The following is a 16,677-nucleotide window of genomic DNA, read 5'->3' as shown; positions in this document are numbered from 1 at the left end:
GGGCTAACTGCGAATGAGTTTTCGAACGAATTTCAAGTTTTGCTGGTAGGCCGGCACGATCTCCGCTCCATTGGGAAGCGCACCCTCCATAATTATCCAGTTCGTATACCCTATTTTATCCAAGGTGCCTTTCACTCGGGCAAAATCGACTTTGCCCTGCCCCAGCAGGTTTCCGTTTTCCTTGAAATGGATTTCGCATATATGTTCGGTTCCCAGCAGTTCCATTTCCCGAAAAATATCGTAGCCCATTTCGGTAGCATTCGCCACGTCGTAATACACTTTGACGTTAGGAGAACCGATGGCTTCGATGAGCTCCAGGTGTTCTTCCGCCGAAAGCCAGGATTCGATGGCCAGGTTGACCCCCATTTCTTCTGCTTTGGGAGCCACCTTTCGAAGCCGGCGCACTACTTCCGCTTTCCCCTCCGGATCGTCCCGCAAGTCGCCCTTGCCAAAGAAAGCCAACAATATATTGGTACAGGACAGGGCACTGGCCACGTCGATGCTGTCGCGAACCCACGCCTCGGTTTCGGGGGCCGATTTGTAGGGCACCCGGTTTAGTTCCCCGATGGCGAGGCTGGCAATGCGCACCCCCTGCTCGCTGGAAGCCTGTAAATAGGCCTGCTGCATAGGCGGCTGGCGCAGGTGCATGTCGTTTTGGGCGGTACCCAGACTGACCTGCACGCCGTCAAGGCCGATTTCCCTCGCCCGGGAAAAGGCGCTGGGATCCGCGGTCTTGCCGATGGACCAATCACAGGCGCCGATGGAACGGTCGGCCCTACGCGCGTGACCCCCGCCGAATACCGGATGCCATACTGCGGTGGCTGCCAAGAGGCCCAGCTTTTTTACAAGTTTTCTTCGTTGAATGTCGATCATGGGTTCGGTTGTTTGGTACCTGCCATTCGGTATACCTTCCCATCGGCTTTGGTGAAGAGGTACATTTCCCCCTGCCGGTCTCTCGCCAGCCGCAAATCCACGCGGTTGCTGCCCGACAGTTCGGACAGGGGTTTCGAGGTCCCCTCGTAGCTTACCTGCCATTCGTATATCGGGGCTTGCCGGCCCCGGACCAAATCATCGGTTTCCACAAAAAACAAGCGGCCACGAACGATGTCGCCAAACAGGTATTTGCCTTGCAGCGCGGGGATTTGAGACCCTTGGTATTCGTACCCTCCGGAGATGGCGTTTCCCTCGTCGTGATCGTACATGGCCACCGGATAGGTATAGCCGAATTCCGCATCGTTTTCGGGAAGCGGAAACACCTGATTGATCGCCACTTCGGAGTCGATCACAAAGGTGCCTTCCCGGACTGGCCACCCGTAGTCGTCCCCGGCATGCACGATATACAGGGATTCGATTTGCCCCTGTCCAATATTAGTGGCCAACATTTTCCCGTCTGCAGTCCAGGTAATCCGGTGGGCATTTCGAAAGCCATGCGCATAAATTTCCGGCAGGGCTCCTTCCCGACCCACGAAAGGATTGTTTGGGGGGATTCCATAGTTTCCATTGGCGCTGTTAAGTCCGGAGGGGTCGATGCGAAAGATGGAACCCCAGGCCTGACTTGCTCCATGGGGAACCCAGGGATGGCCGGCACCTACACTTCCGCCGTCTCCAATGCCTATGTACAACAAACCATAATCCGGGTCTCCTTTTTGGACCAGAGGATTGAAGGTCAATTCCTGCATACCATGGATACCCGTGACCATGTCGATACGGAAGAGTTCGCGGCTGTTGGCTTGCAGGGGAAGTTCCAGCGGTTGCCCGGTTTGCCATTCGGTCACCACCCATTGCAGGGTGGATTTGATACTATCCCCGTAAGCAAAATCTGCGGCTGCGGTCCCCGGTTTTTCGGTGTGCGAGGTATACAGCAGACCGTTGTTGCCAAAGTCCGGATGAAAGGCAAAACTACCAAAGCCAGTAGCCAGGCCCGGTTGGTTAATAAAGGCGGGCATCTCCTGCTGCATGTCCAAATACAGTTGTGTTTCCTCCCCTTGCATGCGGTACATTTTACCCCTTAGGTCCATGATATACAAGTCGCCCGTCACGGGATGGTAATCCATTTTGGCGATGCGGGTGAGGGGTTTGTTTTCGGCAGAGGCCGGAATTGTACTGATCCACTCAAGCTCCACGACCAGGTCGGAAAGGGGAATGGGTTCGGGTATGGGGTTTAGAATGGAATCACCGCGGGCACCTTCGGCTACCTGAGGTGCCGGGTATTGGTGCATGTACGCTATGATGGCGTCGATTTGCTTTTCCTCCAGGTAGGCAAAACCCGGCATGTAGCTATTATAGCGCGCAAAGACGGCCCCAGCTCGCTCGTCTCCACTATCGATCACTTCAGTGGGGTTTTTGATAAAGCGGCGCAGCCATTCCAGAGGCTGCTCTCGGGTAATGCCTCCGAGGTGGGGACCGATCCCGTCCTGTTCGAAACCATGACAGCTGCTGCAGTGGGTACCAAACAGGTCCTCTCCGTTCGCCAGAGCTGCTTCGTCCATGGGAATCAGCTCCTCAAGTTTTTGATCTCCCGGGGAACAGGACCAGGAAATGGCAGTGGCTGCAAACAGCAGGTATCCGTAAAATCGGTTATTCATAAAGGGTATAGTCAGGCGATTGCCGATGATCTTTTTTCTAATTGACCCGACTAATCTACTCTATTCTACCAAAATAAAAAAACGAATGTGCCCGATTGGAATCGGTAGATACAAGCAACGTTTGGAACATACCGTTCACTGTATTGAAATTGGGCTAACTCCTTTTGACTAATTTCGGGACAGGACATCGGAACTGACGAATACAGGTTGATCAAAGAAATAATCGTGTGTTATTTCAATTGGGGGCTGCAACTTGTTGGCTGGTAGAATCTCTGCAGTTTACCTAACTTTTTTTCCAATTTGCTGTAGGGTAGCTTTTGATAATTCGATGAAGAAACTGCACCCGCCTCATCTAATGCCTTGGACCCGGCAATCCCAGCTCTTTTCAGAAGGAAAGATTTTCAACGGTAAACTGACCATTGTCCCCGTCTGAAAAAAATATAGCTCACGTAATCGTCTTTAAAAAATCGTAACCTTGCTTTCCAATGCTCCCTATTTAATCAAAAAATGCACCCTTCCGGTGCGCTTCTTTCGGCTTTCCTGTAAAAATTCAACTTTCCTACCTATTGTATTTCTATCTTTGCGCATACCCAGAAAAATAATTCATACCTATGAAAAAAATCTATCTGCCCGAAATAATCTTATTTTTTCTAATCAGTACCTCGCTTTTTGCCCAATCCACTAATTTCGGAGAAATTCGGGGAAAAGTCCTGGACAGTCAGGGGAAGAGCCCTCTGGGTTTCGCCACTGTGAGCGTATTTGATGCAACAAGTGCTGAAAAAAAACTGGTAAATGGAGGAATAACGTCCGAAGACGGTACCTTTTCCCTAAACCTTCCCCAGGGAGCGTTCGCGGTATTGGTGGAATTCATGGGTTACCGGGCTTTTGAATTAAGCGAACTGCGCATCAACCGGGACAACCGAAACGTGGATTTGGGCAGCATCGAAATGGAAGCGGATACCGAAAATCTGGATGAGGTGGTGGTACAGGGGGAAAAAACGATGATGGAGCTTTCCCTGGACAAACGAATCTTTAACGTGGGCAAGGACCTGGCCAATGCCGGAGGAACGGCCTCCGACATTCTGATGAACCTGCCTTCCATCACCGTGGATCCCGAAGGGGGCGTGAGTCTGCGCGGATCCAGCAATGTCCGCATTCTGGTAGACGGCAAACCTTCTGGTTTGGTTAGTTTCAAAGGCAGCAGTGGCCTGCAACAGCTCCCCGCTAGCATGATTGAGACCGTAGAAGTCATCACCAATCCCTCCGCGCGCTACGAAGCCGAGGGGATGGCCGGCGTCATCAACATCGTCCTCAAAAAAGAAAATAACCAGGGCTTCAACGCCTCGCTGGAAGGAATTACGGGAAATCCGCACAATTTTGGCATGGCTGCCAACCTGAACTACCGGCGTAAGAACATCAACTGGTTTGTCAACTACGGAGTAGCCTACCGACGGGTGCCCCGGGAAGGAACCATCCGACAAGAAGTGAGCAATGCAGACACCAGTTTTTATTCCTACCAGACCACCCGCGGTACCGTCAACGGATTGAACAATAACATTCGGGCAGGCCTGGATTATTTTTTCAGTGAAAAAAGCGTTCTCACCGGGTCCTATCTTTGGAGGAGAAGCGATGCCCGGCGCCTGACCAATATCCGGTACGACGATTATACCCGGGAAGGGGGATCCCTCGATAGCTATACCCTGCGAACGCAGGACGAAGACGAAAAAGAACCCAATTCTGAGTTTAACCTGACATACAAGCGAAGTTTTGACGAAAACGGTCATGTACTAAGCGCAGCGGTTACGTACCTGGATTATTGGGAAAACTCGGACCAGGTGTACACACAGGATGCCTTTTTTCCGGATGGAACGGCTATTCCGGGAGGATCGCTGCTGCAGACCTCCATCAACGACGAATTTGACCGGCAGTGGTTGCTGCAGCTGGACTATACCCAACCCATCGGAAGTGAAGGCAGCTTCGAAACCGGAATACGTAGCAGCATCCGGAACATGGAAAACGATTTTATCGTCAACGAGCGTACCGAATCAGGAGCGATGGAGCCATTGCCTGGACTGGATGATATTTTCCTGTACGATGAAAACATCCACGCGGCCTACGCCATTTTGGGCAACAAAAGCAACAAACTCTCGTATCAGGGAGGCCTTCGGCTGGAATACACCGATGTAAAAACCACCCTGGTCCGCAGCAACGAAGTCAATCCCCGGGACTACGTCAACCTCTTTCCTTCCGCCCATTTTACCTACAACATCAGCCCCGACGATGCCATGCAACTGAGCTATAGCCGCAGGATTCGAAGGCCCGTGTACAACGACCTAAGCCCCTTCATGACCTTTTCCGATGCCCGGAATTTCTTTGCAGGAAACCCCGACCTGAATCCAGAATACACCGACGCATTTGAATTCGGGCATATCAAATACATGAACCATGGCTCGCTGTTTTCAACGGTTTATTACAGAAATACGAAAGACAAAATCGAACGCATCCGACGCGTGGACGAGGATGGGAATTCCACCACCTTCCCGGAAAACCTGATAGGCGAGCAATCCATGGGTTTTGAATTCACCACCGACTATTACCCTGTGGATTGGTGGAAACTGGATGCAAATTTCAACTTTTTTTATGCGCGGGTAGATGGTAGCAATATCCTTGACACGTACACCGCAGACACGTATTCCTGGTTTACCCGCCTGACCTCCCGCTTTACCCTGAACAATGGTCTGGATCTACAACTACGAGGGAATTACGAAGGGCGCAGAAGGGTGGCTCAAGGCGTACAAAAGGCCATTACTTACCTTGACATTTCTGCCAGTAAGGACATCCTGAATGGCCGCGGAACGCTTATTCTAAATGTGATGGATGTCTTTAATTCCCGTAGAAATCGGTATATATTTGAAGGCCCGGGCTTTCTGACGGTTGGGGATATCCTGCCGCGAAAGCGACAAATTAACCTGACGCTCAACTACCGGATTAAGCAATCCAAAGCCCAAAGCAAGCCAACAATTCTTGGTGAGGAGTAAATTTTGGATGGAATAATCGCCTGAAAAATCAATGGCAAACATCTTTCAACAGGAATGCGGCTTTAGCCCATTCCATAGAATATGATTCCATAGATCCTGGGCTTTCGCCAAAATTGGGAAGAGATTATGAAATAAACGCCTTACCGGATAACAGATTTGGCTAAAGCCAATATGGTGGACAGGTCCTTTTTTACCCACGGCTAAAGCAGTGGACAAACGACCAAAAGAAATCCTGGTTTCCGGGTGACCAACCCAACCAAAATATCCGCCAAAACCGGGTTTTTGTAAAAAACACTTTCCCTAAACAAGGCGTTTATCTGGTGTATGAAGTATGAACGAGCACTTGTCTGGCTGAGAAACGACTTGAGGTGGGAAGACAACCTCACATTGAAAAAAGCAACGGAACTTGCAGAAAGCATGTTTCCGGTTTACTGCCTGGATACCCGACAGTTTGGGCCGGGTGATTTTGGACTAAAGAAAACCGGGCCTAACCGGGCCCGTTTCCTTCTGGAAACCCTCCGGGACTTGCAGCAACAAATCGCTGCGAAAGGAGGAAAACTACTACTTATCCATGGCCATCCGGAAAAGGAAATTCCCGGCCTCGCCAAAACCCTGGGAGCCGGGGTGATTTGTTTTTCCCAGGAGGTCACTCCCGAGGAGGTCGGTGTGGAACAAGCCCTGGAAAAAGCTGCCTGGCAGTTGGGAATTGCCACCGAAAGCTTTTGGCAACCTACCCTTTTTCACGTTGACGACCTACCATTTCCAGTGACGCAACTCCCGGAAGTATTCACCCGCTTTCGAAAAGAATGCGAAAAATTGGTACAGGTTCGCCCGCTGGAAACCATTTCCGATCCGGTTCATTTTGCTCCCTTTCCGGAAAATTCAAGCGAAGGGTTTCCCGATTTAGAAGGGTTGGGTTATGCCCCAGCTGTTCTGGAATCTGCAGGAGACATGATTTTCCGGGGAGGCGCTACCGCTGCCAGGGAACGAATACACCACTACCTCTGGGAAACGGATGCACTGGCTGACTATAAAAACACCCGCAACGGCTTGCTTGGGCCGGATTATTCCAGCAAGTTGTCTCCCTGGCTAGCGCTGGGTGCGGTTTCTCCCCGGCAAGTTTACTGGGAAATCAAACGCTATGAAACCGAACGGACCAAGAACCAATCTACCTACTGGCTGATTTTCGAACTGATCTGGAGGGATTTTTTCCGGTTCATTGCTAAAAAACATGGATCCAGAATTTTCCAGCTAGCTGGGATTCGCAACAACGCGGGGTATTGGAAGGAGGATCGGGACCTATTTTTCAGCTGGACCGCAGGTGAGACGGGGATCCCATTTATCGATGCCAACATGCGGGAATTGAACGAAACCGGCTTTATGTCCAATCGGGGCAGGCAATTGGTTGCCAGTTTTCTGGTGAACGACTTGGAAATCGATTGGCGCTGGGGAGCAGCCTATTTTGAGCAGCAACTCATCGACTACGATCCATGCAGCAACTGGGGCAATTGGATGTACATTGCCGGTGTAGGAAACGACCCAAGATCTGATCGGTATTTCAATATTCTATTGCAAGCCAAAAAATACGACCCTCAAGGGGATTACATTGGCCGCTGGATCCCGGAATTGGCTAAACTGAGCGGCTTTGACCGGCATGTGCCCTTCCATCTTTCTTCCGAAATCCTGAAAAAAAACCGATTAAAGCTCGGAACGGATTACCCCATGCCACTTGTTTCTGCTGAAAACTGGAGTGTATGAGGCTATTTCGGCAAACTTTCCAGAACCAGTGCAACCAGCTCAGCTTTTGACGCATTCTTTATCCAACGGCTGACGATCACCAAGTCGTGGTCCTCGTCCACGTACACCATATTGGTACCCGCGCCCAGGTGAAAGAAGGCCGATTCGGGTGCTGCGGGTATTTCCCGACGGCCCGTATTTAAAAAATAATTCATAAAGCCGTAATTATCCTGGGCGGTACCCGGCACACGGGATTTAGCCATCCAATCGGAAGAAATGAGCTGTTCGCCCTTCCACTGCCCCTTTCGAAGGGTTAGGTAACCAAATCGGGCCAGGTCATAGGCATTGATCATCATTCCGCCACCCCAATGCGATCCTCCGCTCACGGATTGCATGATTTGCCCGTCGAGTACAACAAAGGAATTCTCGTATCCCGTCCATCGCCAGGTGGGACTCGCACCGATTTTATCCATCACGCGTTCCCTCAGCACGACGGGAAGCGGCTTTCGCCACACGTTCATCGCTGCCAGGGCAAGCACATTCACCCGGGTATCGTTGTACGTAAATACCGTTCCCGGCTCGTTTCGTTCCCGGCCCAGCCAGGATTCACTAGCGCCCCGGGGTCGGTCGGCCCAATCGGGCTTTCCCCATAAAGAACCTTCCCAGTCCGACGTTTGCCGAAGCAGGTGCTCCCAGGTGATCTTTCGGTTGTGGATGCCAGAAAACAGGTCAATAACGTCTTCTTCATTTAGATGCGCTGCTTTGTCTCGGTGGGCCAAATCCGGATTGTAGGGGATAATGGGCGCCATGTACGGATGGACCAAATCTTTTTCATTGGCGATCAACCCTTGATCCACCGCTAACCCTACCACGGTGGACAAAAAACTCTTAGCCACACTAAATGTCAGGTCTACCCGCTCGGGTTCTCCCCACTTGCCAATTACGTATCCCTTGTAAATAATCAAGCCGGTAGCAGGGCCCCTGAACTTCATGGGGCCGACAGGATATCCAAAAGGCTCCCTGCCAAACCCACTGAGGTAGTGGGCTATTTTTAAATTGGGATCTGCATCACTTTCCTCTCGGATGGCGAGGGCTATGGCTTCCTGAATCCGTGCGCCCTGCACGCCAAGCGCTTCGGGGTTCCTTTCCTCCCAATGTCCCTTTTCGGGGAAAAAATCCTGCCCTTGTACCCAGCCTGGCAGCAAAACGGCCGCTACCAGCAGGCAACTAATTAGAGAATGGCGTAAAATCATGTCGTTCACGGTATATCAACGGGTCATTCGTTTGACTTCCTGATGCCGAAAACATTGCACGAGGTGGTCGTTTACGATTCCGGTAGCCTGCAAATGCGAATAAACGATCGTGCTACCCAGAAATTTGAATCCTTTTTGTTTCAAATCACGGGCTATTTGGTTGGAAAGTTGGTTCGCTGCTGGAACCATGGAAAGGTCCTTCCATTCATTTTGAATAGGTTTCCCGTCCACAAAGCCCCAGATATAATCGGTGAAGGTGCCGTAATTCAGCTGCAGCTCAATTAGCTTACGGGCGTTCGTTACGGCAGCTTCTATTTTAAGACGATTTCTTACAATGGCTGGATTGACCATGCAGCTTTCAATGTCCTTCTGACTAAATCCAGCTACTTTCTGGTAATCAAAGTCGTGAAAAACGCGGGCGTAGCCTTCTCGTTTCTTTAAAATGGTCGCCCAACTCAGGCCAGCCTGCGCACTTTCCAGTACCAGAAACTCAAAATGTTTGCGGTCGGTATAGACCGGGACCCCCCATTCCTCGTCGTGATACCGGATATACTTTTCAAATCCAAGGCACCAGGGACAACGGAAGGTGTCCGCCTGATTGGGAACTAACTCGCTCATACCTGCTGGGTAAGTTTCTTAGAAATATACGCAAAAACCAGGGAAAAACGTTCCCAAAATGGGTCAAGGAGCAATTTTTTAATTACCGGAAAGAAATAGTGCATTTGCCAGAATCAACTTCCCGTCTTCCCAGAAACTTCGAAAGACGGGATTGTCGGCCAGGTAAATCAACTGTCCCGCTCCTTTGGGTGCCACACCGAATACCAGCGAACGGGCCATCCCGGGTTTGATTTTATACCCGATAAACCCGGTACGGTGGCTATCGGTGCTGGCAATATAGCCGGCATTGATCCCCTGATCCATTAGCGCGTAGCGGTCAGAACTGTTCTTTAACGTGTAAAATTTCCCCATTTTCCCATATCCCAGCGGATGGGTAGCATCCAGCTCTACCTCGAAAATGGCTCCTGCCGCATTGCCGGAAATAGCAAGTCGCTCGCGTTCCAAATAGGGCGCCGTCTTTTCTGCCTCCTGCAACGCCGCTGCGGCACTGTCCTGTCGGGCTTTTTCTCCTTCGTCTGCATAGGTCTGAAGCATGCTCCCCTCTTTGTCTGCAAAAAGCGTTAGCGCCTGGTCCAGAGCCACCAGCCTACCGCCAGCAGTGGCCCAGTTGATCAAGGTTTCGTAAAGCTCCTCCGGATAGTTTCCGGAAGGCAGTACCAGTACATCGTACTTGCTAAGATCAGCCCTGGATAATTGATCCCGTTCCAGGACTACCACGGGATACTCTAATTCGCTGTCCAGAAAGTGCCAGATTTCACCAAAATTCAACGAAGATACCCCTTCACCACCGACCAGTGCTATGGAGGGCTTCTGGATAACGCGCACATAGGAAGAGCCAAAATCCTTTCCACTGTCTACAAATCCCGTTTTCGATTGCCCCAACGAGATCCGGAAAGAATTGGCCAAATCGGTTACTTTTTGGTGGAAATTGGAAATGTATTCATTTCCTCCCCGGGTGATGATCAGCGAACCGGTGGGGTAGCTGTTGCCACCCACCTCGAAGGGGTACTCGTTGTAGCGAACGCGAATTCCTTCCTGCAGCAGGCTAGCGAGAAACTTCACGTGAACGGTAGCCTGCCAGGGAGCCACATAGGCCAGCGTCTCCACATCGGGTTGATTCGGTACGAAGTCGGGTATTACGTAGGGTTGTTCCGCATCCAGGCGACCTTCCAGCGCATAAGCATCTAGCCCATAGGCATAGGGAAGGGCCCAGGAGGTGATATCGTAGGTGATGCTGTCATTCAATACCGGTTCGGGTTCAAATAGCACCTGGGTCAATACGGACTTGGGCTGGTAGGCATTGATAACGATGTCGTTTTCTTCCAATCTTAGGCGCTCGGTCTGACCGTTTTGATAGGAAAAACCGGTTAGGTTAGCGGATTTGCCACTAAGACCGTAGCGGATGCGATTTTTATCCAATAAGGCCAAAAAAGCTTGCGTCTTAGCCGCTGGATTGCTACCCTTGATTACAAAGCTTCTGTAGGGACCCAACGGATTGGTGCTACTCTCCGAATAGTATTCGGTAAAGGCGTGCAAAACTTGGTCCTTTAGGTCATATGTGGTCTCAATAGCCGAAATACCAGTGGTATGGTGATGAATAATCCGATCCGAAAGTGTAACGGTATCACCGGTTGCGGTAAGTCCTCCGATTCCGGCTCTTCCGGAGCCTCCCTGCTCGATGGTCATCCCAATCGCCCCGTTGTACAAGGGGTAGGTATCGCCGTAACTAGGGTAAAGTAAGTCAAAACGTTCCTTGGTAAAGTAAAACCAGTCGTTTGCGTCGAAATAGCGCGCCGTATTCCGCCCGAAGCGTTCCTGGTATTCGTGCTGAAAGTCGGTCAATTGTACGTGAAGGGGCTCTGCTGCCGGGGCAAAATAATAGGGAGAATTGATTCCCTGTTCATGAAAATCCAGGTGCACCTGAGGCAGCCAGTCGTTATACAAGGCCAACCGTTGCTGCGATTCCACCTGGGTCTGCCAGGCCCAATCTCTGTTTAGGTCAAAGAGGTAATGGTTGGGGCGCCCCCCGGGCCAGGGTTCCCGGTGTTCGATGGATTGCAAATCCGGTTGCAGCACCTGATTCATTTTTTGCTGGTACCAATTGACGTACCGCTCCTGCCCGTCGGGGTTTATACAGGGGTCCAATACGACCAACACCTCATGGAGCCAGTCGCTGTATTGGGACGTATTGGGATCTACCAGGGAGAAAAGCGTCATCATGCTGGCTTCGGAGGAGACGGCCTCGTTGCCATGTACATTGTAACTCATCCAATGTACCGGAACGGAAAGCTTCGGAGATCCTTCCAGCACACCTGCTCGTTTGAGATTATCCGTGCGGATGGTTTCCAGACGGTTTATATTTTCTTCGGAGGAAACGAAAGCTACCAGCAAGGGACGTAATTCATTGGTCTGTCCGTAGTCCAGCAGGTGTACGGTCGGACTTTCGCTGGCCACATGGCGGTAGTAGTCGATGACTTTGTGGTGCGGCGTAAATCTCTCGCCGAGTGCGTACCCCAAAAATTCAGCGGGACTTTTGACTTGTGCAAACAGGCTGGTATGTAACAGTAGCAGCCCGGCTAGCAGGTAAAATTTCTTCATGAGAGGATTTTATGTAAACACGATGAACCCCTGTGCCAACGCGGGAACAGGCCTTCGATGCGAATATACGCAGGAACCGGTAAAAAAGAAGGAAATAGTCCGTTTGGATGGCTTACATCTTTTTTACTACCTCACTTTTGGGGATGGAAATGCTCCACATGCCGCGCAGGTCACCCACCTTAAAATCGACTGCTTTATCCTCTGGGTACAGGCTGGTAATTTTTTCCAGCGTTGCCTCGTTGATTTCTTTGCCGGGTTCTCCATGGCAATTCAGGCAAAGGCCTCCCGGGATGGTAATGGCTTTGGTATACAACAGTACCTGGCCATCATCTACCTTCTGAATATTGGAACGGCTGTCGACATTGTTTTCCACATTGTACTGGTATGCATCCAGCAGGGTTTTTTCCAATTCGGTGGGCTTATTCTCCGGATTTCGGTTTTTCAAGGAAACCCTTCGTATTTCCACCTTGTACTTATCGGATACTTTTTTGGTGATGGGCAAAGCCTCCACCTGGCAAAAATCGATCGCTCCCGGTACGCCTTTTTCTCCGATGGCTTTTTGGAGGGAACCAATCAGTTCGCCCTGGGCATCCTGGCTAATTTCGTCTCCCCACTGCATGGCGTACGCGATGATATCCGATTCAGAAACTTTTTTTACTTCATTTGCCTGATTCACCTGTTCCACGACATCCCGGTCGATCGTTTTGTTTTCGCTGCAGGAAAGAAGCGACAATGAAATTACGCCAAAAGAAAGAAGTGTTTTTAAATTTTTCATAAGACCAATCATTGATGTCCGTTAGTTAAAGATACACAGTTACCGGCAAAATTGTTCACTTGCTGATAAAAATCACGAATCCATGACCGCCGAAGCAGGGTCACAGCTTTCTGGGCTGCCGGGAGGGGATTCGTCAACAATATTGTTTAATTTTGACCTCCAAACCAAAAGGAACCATGCTGGATAAACTGGAAGCCATAAAAGAACGATTTGAAGAAGTATCCCAACTGATCATTCAGCCAGATGCCATGTCGGATATGGGGAAGTACACGAAACTTTCCAAAGAATACAAAGACCTGGAGAAAGTGGTAGCCGTGTACGAAACCTACCGCCTCACGCTGGAGAACATCCGCAGTACCAAGGCGCTTTTGGAAAAGGAAAAAGACCCGGAATTCAGGGAAATGGCGAAACTGGAGTGGGAGGAGCTAAAGGATACGAAAGAAGAACTGGAGGAAGAGCTGAAAAAAATGCTGATCCCGAAAGACCCCAACGACTCAAAAGACTGCATTCTGGAAATACGAAGCGGTACTGGTGGAGATGAAGCGGCACTTTTTGCCGGAGACCTTTTCCGCATGTACCAAAAATTCTGCGAAAAACAAAACTGGAACCTAACGATTCTCGACCTGACCTTTGGCACCTCGGGAGGCTACAAGGAAATCATCAGCTCGGTCTCCGGGGCGGATGTCTACGGCATGCTGAAGTATGAATCCGGCGTGCACCGGGTGCAACGGGTACCGGCTACCGAAACCCAGGGCAGGGTACATACCTCGGCAGCCACCGTGGCCGTACTCCCTGAAATGGAGGAAGTGGACGTTCAGATCGACATGAACGACGTTCGGAAGGATACCTATTGCTCTTCCGGGCCCGGTGGCCAGTCGGTGAACACCACCTATTCTGCCGTGCGCCTCACCCACGAACCCACCGGGCTGGTAGTAACCTGCCAGGACCAGAAGTCCCAAATCAAAAACTTCGAGAAAGCCCTGAAGGTATTGCGGTCACGGATTTACGAAATTGAATTAGCGAAGCACAACGAAACGGTGGGTGCCCAACGAAAATCGATGGTCGGGAGTGGAGACCGTTCCGATAAAATCCGCACCTACAATTACCCCCAAAGCCGGGTGACCGATCACCGCATCAACAAGACGGTTTACAACCTACCGGAAGTGATGGAGGGAAATATTGAGGAATTTATCAGTGCCCTGCGCTTTGCCGAAAATGCCGAGAAAATGAAAGATGGGGGCATCGAGGCCTAGAAAACGACAATTTTTCGCTGATAGGTAGCCGTTCGCGTGCGGAAGACTAGCAGGTGCATGCCTTTGGGAAGTCCGGTAATGGGGTACACCGACTGGCCTTCCCGGGTCGGAATTTCCCTGATTTTTTGGCCCATGGCATTGATAACTTCCAGACTACTGAGGGAGGGTAGCCCCTCCAGATGCACGTACAGATCGCCAAACGAGGGACTCGGATATACGCGTAACCGCGCGTCATCTTCCCGTTCTGGCAGTGAGGTAATCAGATTCACGTTGACAGACAAGACCTGACTTGGACCCTGATTACAGGCGTTCATGGGCGTGACTTCCAGTTCGTGGTCTCCTTCTCCTTCCCATCGGATTCGTACAAGCGGGCTTCCCTGCCCGCTGATGATTTCTCCACCACTACCCACGGACCATTGGTAGTTGATGTCCTGTTCCGCTGGCACTTCGTAATCTGCCTCCTGAAAACCCACCCGATTAGGACCCTCAATGGCCGCCGGCTGGTCCGGAATGGTAATCACCCGAATCAACTTTTCCGTACTGGGTCCTTGTCCACAAGGGTTCGTTGTGGAAACAGAAACCGACTGTTCGTCCAGGTTTGTCCATTCGAGGGTAATGTGCGCAGTACCCTGTCCGGCTCGCACCACCCCTCCGGTGGCTGACCAGAAATACTGTGTCCCTGGAATGGAGTCTACAAAATATTCTTCCAGGGTATTTACGCAAACCACCCCTTCGCCCTGTATGGAGGTTGTCTGCCGGGGCTGATCCGAAACGACCACCTCCAGTGCCCGGGTATTTCCGTTTCCGCACTTATTCTGACCACGGACCATTACGGCGTTTCTGCCGGGCCTATCCCAACGCACCACTACCCGGGTCGTTCCCTGCCCCTCCAGTATCGTACCTCCATCTACTCGCCATTCGTAACGGGTGCCTTCCTCTTCCAAATCCTGGATGGTGTAGATTTGCTGACTAAGGCAGATATCATCTTCGCCAAAAATCGTGGCAATGTCCTGCGGAACCTGACAGGTATATTGGTAAAAGATCCCATTTTCTCCAACTGCATAACCCACGTTCAAATCGCCGAAGCTCAGCCCGGTAAAATCCTGATAGGTGTTCGTCGGAAGTTTTTCCCAGGTCTCTCCCGCATCAAACGTACGCAAAATGATTCCCTCTTCACCGGTGATAAATCCTACCGACTCATCCAGAAATTCTACGTCACTAAATGCCACATCGAAGCCTGTTTGCAAGCGCTGCCAGGAAATACCCCGATCTTTGGTCTTGAAAACAGTCCCTCCATCGCCAACCAGGATGGCCCTTGTATCGTCGAGCAAAGTTAGCGCACGAAAGTCAGCGGTGGTGCCCGGCACGACACGGCTCCAGTTTGCTCCCCCGTTGTCCGAACGAAGAAGCTGCCCTTGGTCTCCGACAATCAGCCCCATATTTTCGTCAAAAAACACGATATCGCTAAACGAAACATCTCCTGCGCCCGATGGAATGATCTCCCAGTTGATGCCGCGGTTTTCTGTTTTGGCTATCAGCCCGCGCTCTCCGACAGCAAAGCCGCGGTTAAAATCAAAAAAATGCAACCCGTTCACGTTTCGGTTAGTGCCGGGATTCAGCGTAGTCCAGTTGCCTCCCGAATTGGTCGTGCTAATAATGTTACCATTGTTTCCGGCTACAAAGCCTGCGACCGCACTGACAAAATACAAGGCATTAAACGGGAGCGAAATGGGTCGCGAACGGTCCACGAAGGAATTACCCCCATTGCCGGTAAGCAAAATCAGTCCCTGCTCGCCGGTCAGAAATCCCCTTATGTCGGTGATAAACTGTACGGCTGTAAAATCTGTGGACCTTCCTGTGAGCCGCACAGCCCAGGTTATTCCAGAATTGTTGGAGGTAATCAGGGTACCACTGGAACCTACCCCTAACACGTTATTGGTATCCGGTCGGAACGCCAATTTCATTAAGTTTTGTTGGGTGCGGGAATTGCTTGCAAGAAAGGTCAGTCCACCGTTATCGGTTCTTAGGATGGTTCCATTATCTCCGTTGATCACACCAATTTGAGGAAAGGCCGGGTTAAAGGTCACCTCCCGAAGGTCGGTATCAATCCCACTATTGATAAACTGCCAGTGGTTACCGCCATCCTGGGTTTTGATGATGGTTCCTAAATTACCCACGGCATATCCTACCGAGTCGCTGGTAAAATAAACACCATTTAAAGGCGCCTGAAAGCCAGAAGGTATGGTTACCCAATTCACTCCTGAGTTGACGGTTTTTAGAATTTCGGAGTCGGCAGTCACTGCAAATCCGAGGGTATCGTTTGCGAAGGTAAGTCCATGTATATCCGCATGGCTACTCACGGGAACATCAGCCCAACTCAATCCACCGTTTTCCGAACGGATGATCGACCCACCGGTTCCTACGGCTAGTACCAGCTGCTCGCTTATAAAATGAAGACCATGATACACCTGGCCCAAACCATGGGAATAGCTGCTCCAGTCGACTCCTGCATTCTGAGTTCGGTAAATTGTTCCGTCTTCACCAAGCGCCAGCCCTTTTTGCTCGTCAAAAAACGCCAGGTCGAGCAAGGCTCCAGACGTGGGGGATTTGAGTTCTACCCAGCTAAGTCCTCCGTCAATGGACTTAAGAAAAATGTTTTCTCCAGCAATGTATCCCACATTTTCGTTGACCCATTGGATGGCCGTGTAGTCGTTTCCCCAATGCCCTACGCGCCTCCAGCTTTGGCCAAACCCCTCCTGAACCAACAACAGCAGCACGAGAACTAAAAATAAAGCCCGCTTCATACAAATGCCTAAGGTT

10 protein-coding genes are annotated in these 16,677 nt (G+C 50.8%); 3 read left to right on the top strand and 7 right to left on the bottom strand.

What is annotated here, in order from left to right; all coding sequences use genetic code 11:
* Positions 1 to 3: 3 nt before the first annotated feature.
* The gene (locus BMW71_RS07730) at positions 4 to 873 is read right to left on the bottom strand and encodes a sugar phosphate isomerase/epimerase family protein (RefSeq protein ID WP_092171719.1); all 870 of its coding nucleotides are present in this window, start codon (positions 871 to 873) and stop codon (positions 4 to 6) included.
* Positions 870 to 2,585 carry a PQQ-dependent sugar dehydrogenase gene (locus BMW71_RS07725; RefSeq protein ID WP_092171716.1) on the bottom strand — a complete coding sequence of 572 codons (1,716 nt, stop codon included), beginning with the start codon at positions 2,583 to 2,585 and terminating at the stop codon, positions 870 to 872. Before BMW71_RS07725 ends, BMW71_RS07730 begins: the two co-directional genes overlap by 4 nt.
* A gap of 611 nt (positions 2,586 to 3,196) precedes the next feature.
* Here BMW71_RS07725 and BMW71_RS07720 point away from each other — a divergent pair.
* Together BMW71_RS07720 and BMW71_RS07715 are read left to right on the top strand one after the other, a co-directional pair.
* Positions 3,197 to 5,623 (top strand): TonB-dependent receptor, encoded by a 2,427-nt coding sequence (locus BMW71_RS07720; protein ID WP_092171714.1) that lies wholly within the window; start codon positions 3,197 to 3,199, stop codon positions 5,621 to 5,623.
* A gap of 324 nt (positions 5,624 to 5,947) precedes the next feature.
* Positions 5,948 to 7,381, top strand: coding sequence for a DASH family cryptochrome (locus tag BMW71_RS07715; RefSeq protein ID WP_092171711.1), 1,434 nt, complete (start codon positions 5,948 to 5,950; stop codon positions 7,379 to 7,381).
* Positions 7,382 to 7,383: 2 nt separating this feature from the next.
* On the opposite strand, the gene BMW71_RS07710 is transcribed toward BMW71_RS07715, so the two are convergent.
* The 4 genes from BMW71_RS07710 to BMW71_RS07695 all read right to left on the bottom strand — a co-directional run bounded on the left by BMW71_RS07710 (position 7,384) and on the right by BMW71_RS07695 (position 12,604).
* On the bottom strand, positions 7,384 to 8,613 hold the full coding sequence (locus tag BMW71_RS07710; RefSeq protein ID WP_092171708.1) for a serine hydrolase domain-containing protein: 1,230 nt from the start codon (positions 8,611 to 8,613) through the stop codon (positions 7,384 to 7,386).
* A gap of 15 nt (positions 8,614 to 8,628) precedes the next feature.
* A complete protein-coding gene (locus BMW71_RS07705) occupies positions 8,629 to 9,231 on the bottom strand; it encodes a DNA-3-methyladenine glycosylase I (RefSeq protein WP_092171706.1) in 603 nt (200 codons plus the stop codon).
* Between the two features lie 78 nt (positions 9,232 to 9,309).
* Positions 9,310 to 11,829, bottom strand: coding sequence for a M14 family metallopeptidase (locus BMW71_RS07700; protein ID WP_092171703.1), 2,520 nt, complete (start codon positions 11,827 to 11,829; stop codon positions 9,310 to 9,312).
* A gap of 112 nt (positions 11,830 to 11,941) precedes the next feature.
* Positions 11,942 to 12,604 (bottom strand): Tll0287-like domain-containing protein, encoded by a 663-nt coding sequence (locus tag BMW71_RS07695; protein WP_092172797.1) that lies wholly within the window; start codon positions 12,602 to 12,604, stop codon positions 11,942 to 11,944.
* Between the two features lie 176 nt (positions 12,605 to 12,780).
* On the opposite strand from BMW71_RS07695, the gene prfA reads away from it, so the two are divergent.
* Positions 12,781 to 13,857, top strand: a complete 1,077-nt coding sequence (gene prfA / locus BMW71_RS07690) for a peptide chain release factor 1 (protein WP_092171700.1) — start codon at positions 12,781 to 12,783, stop codon at positions 13,855 to 13,857.
* On the opposite strand, the gene BMW71_RS07685 is transcribed toward prfA, so the two are convergent.
* Positions 13,854 to 16,661: a YCF48-related protein gene (locus BMW71_RS07685; protein WP_092171697.1), complete on the bottom strand. Its 2,808-nt coding sequence runs from the start codon at positions 16,659 to 16,661 to the stop codon at positions 13,854 to 13,856. The two genes, prfA and BMW71_RS07685, sit on opposite strands and share 4 nt — an antisense overlap.
* Positions 16,662 to 16,677: the final 16 nt, after the last annotated feature.

Source organism: Cyclobacterium xiamenense, from assembly GCF_900109255.1.
In the GTDB taxonomy this organism is placed as follows: Bacteria; Bacteroidota; Bacteroidia; order Cytophagales; family Cyclobacteriaceae; genus Cyclobacterium; species Cyclobacterium xiamenense.
Note: the sequence above shows the minus strand (reverse complement) of the source record. Positions and strands in the feature narration are given on the sequence as shown.

Excerpts from the sequence above, each read along its gene's own strand:
- BMW71_RS07730 (WP_092171719.1), bottom strand. The coding sequence starts at position 873 with ATGATCGACATTCAACGAAGAAAACTTGTAAAAAAGCTGGGCCTCTTG.
- BMW71_RS07710 (WP_092171708.1), bottom strand. The coding sequence starts at position 8,613 with ATGATTTTACGCCATTCTCTAATTAGTTGCCTGCTGGTAGCGGCCGTT.
- BMW71_RS07720 (WP_092171714.1), top strand. The coding sequence starts at position 3,197 with ATGAAAAAAATCTATCTGCCCGAAATAATCTTATTTTTTCTAATCAGT.
- BMW71_RS07700 (WP_092171703.1), bottom strand. The coding sequence starts at position 11,829 with ATGAAGAAATTTTACCTGCTAGCCGGGCTGCTACTGTTACATACCAGC.
- BMW71_RS07695 (WP_092172797.1), bottom strand. The coding sequence starts at position 12,604 with ATGAAAAATTTAAAAACACTTCTTTCTTTTGGCGTAATTTCATTGTCG.
- BMW71_RS07705 (WP_092171706.1), bottom strand. The coding sequence starts at position 9,231 with ATGAGCGAGTTAGTTCCCAATCAGGCGGACACCTTCCGTTGTCCCTGG.
- BMW71_RS07725 (WP_092171716.1), bottom strand. The coding sequence starts at position 2,585 with ATGAATAACCGATTTTACGGATACCTGCTGTTTGCAGCCACTGCCATT.
- BMW71_RS07715 (WP_092171711.1), top strand. The coding sequence starts at position 5,948 with ATGAAGTATGAACGAGCACTTGTCTGGCTGAGAAACGACTTGAGGTGG.
- BMW71_RS07685 (WP_092171697.1), bottom strand. The coding sequence starts at position 16,661 with ATGAAGCGGGCTTTATTTTTAGTTCTCGTGCTGCTGTTGTTGGTTCAG.
- prfA (WP_092171700.1), top strand. The coding sequence starts at position 12,781 with ATGCTGGATAAACTGGAAGCCATAAAAGAACGATTTGAAGAAGTATCC.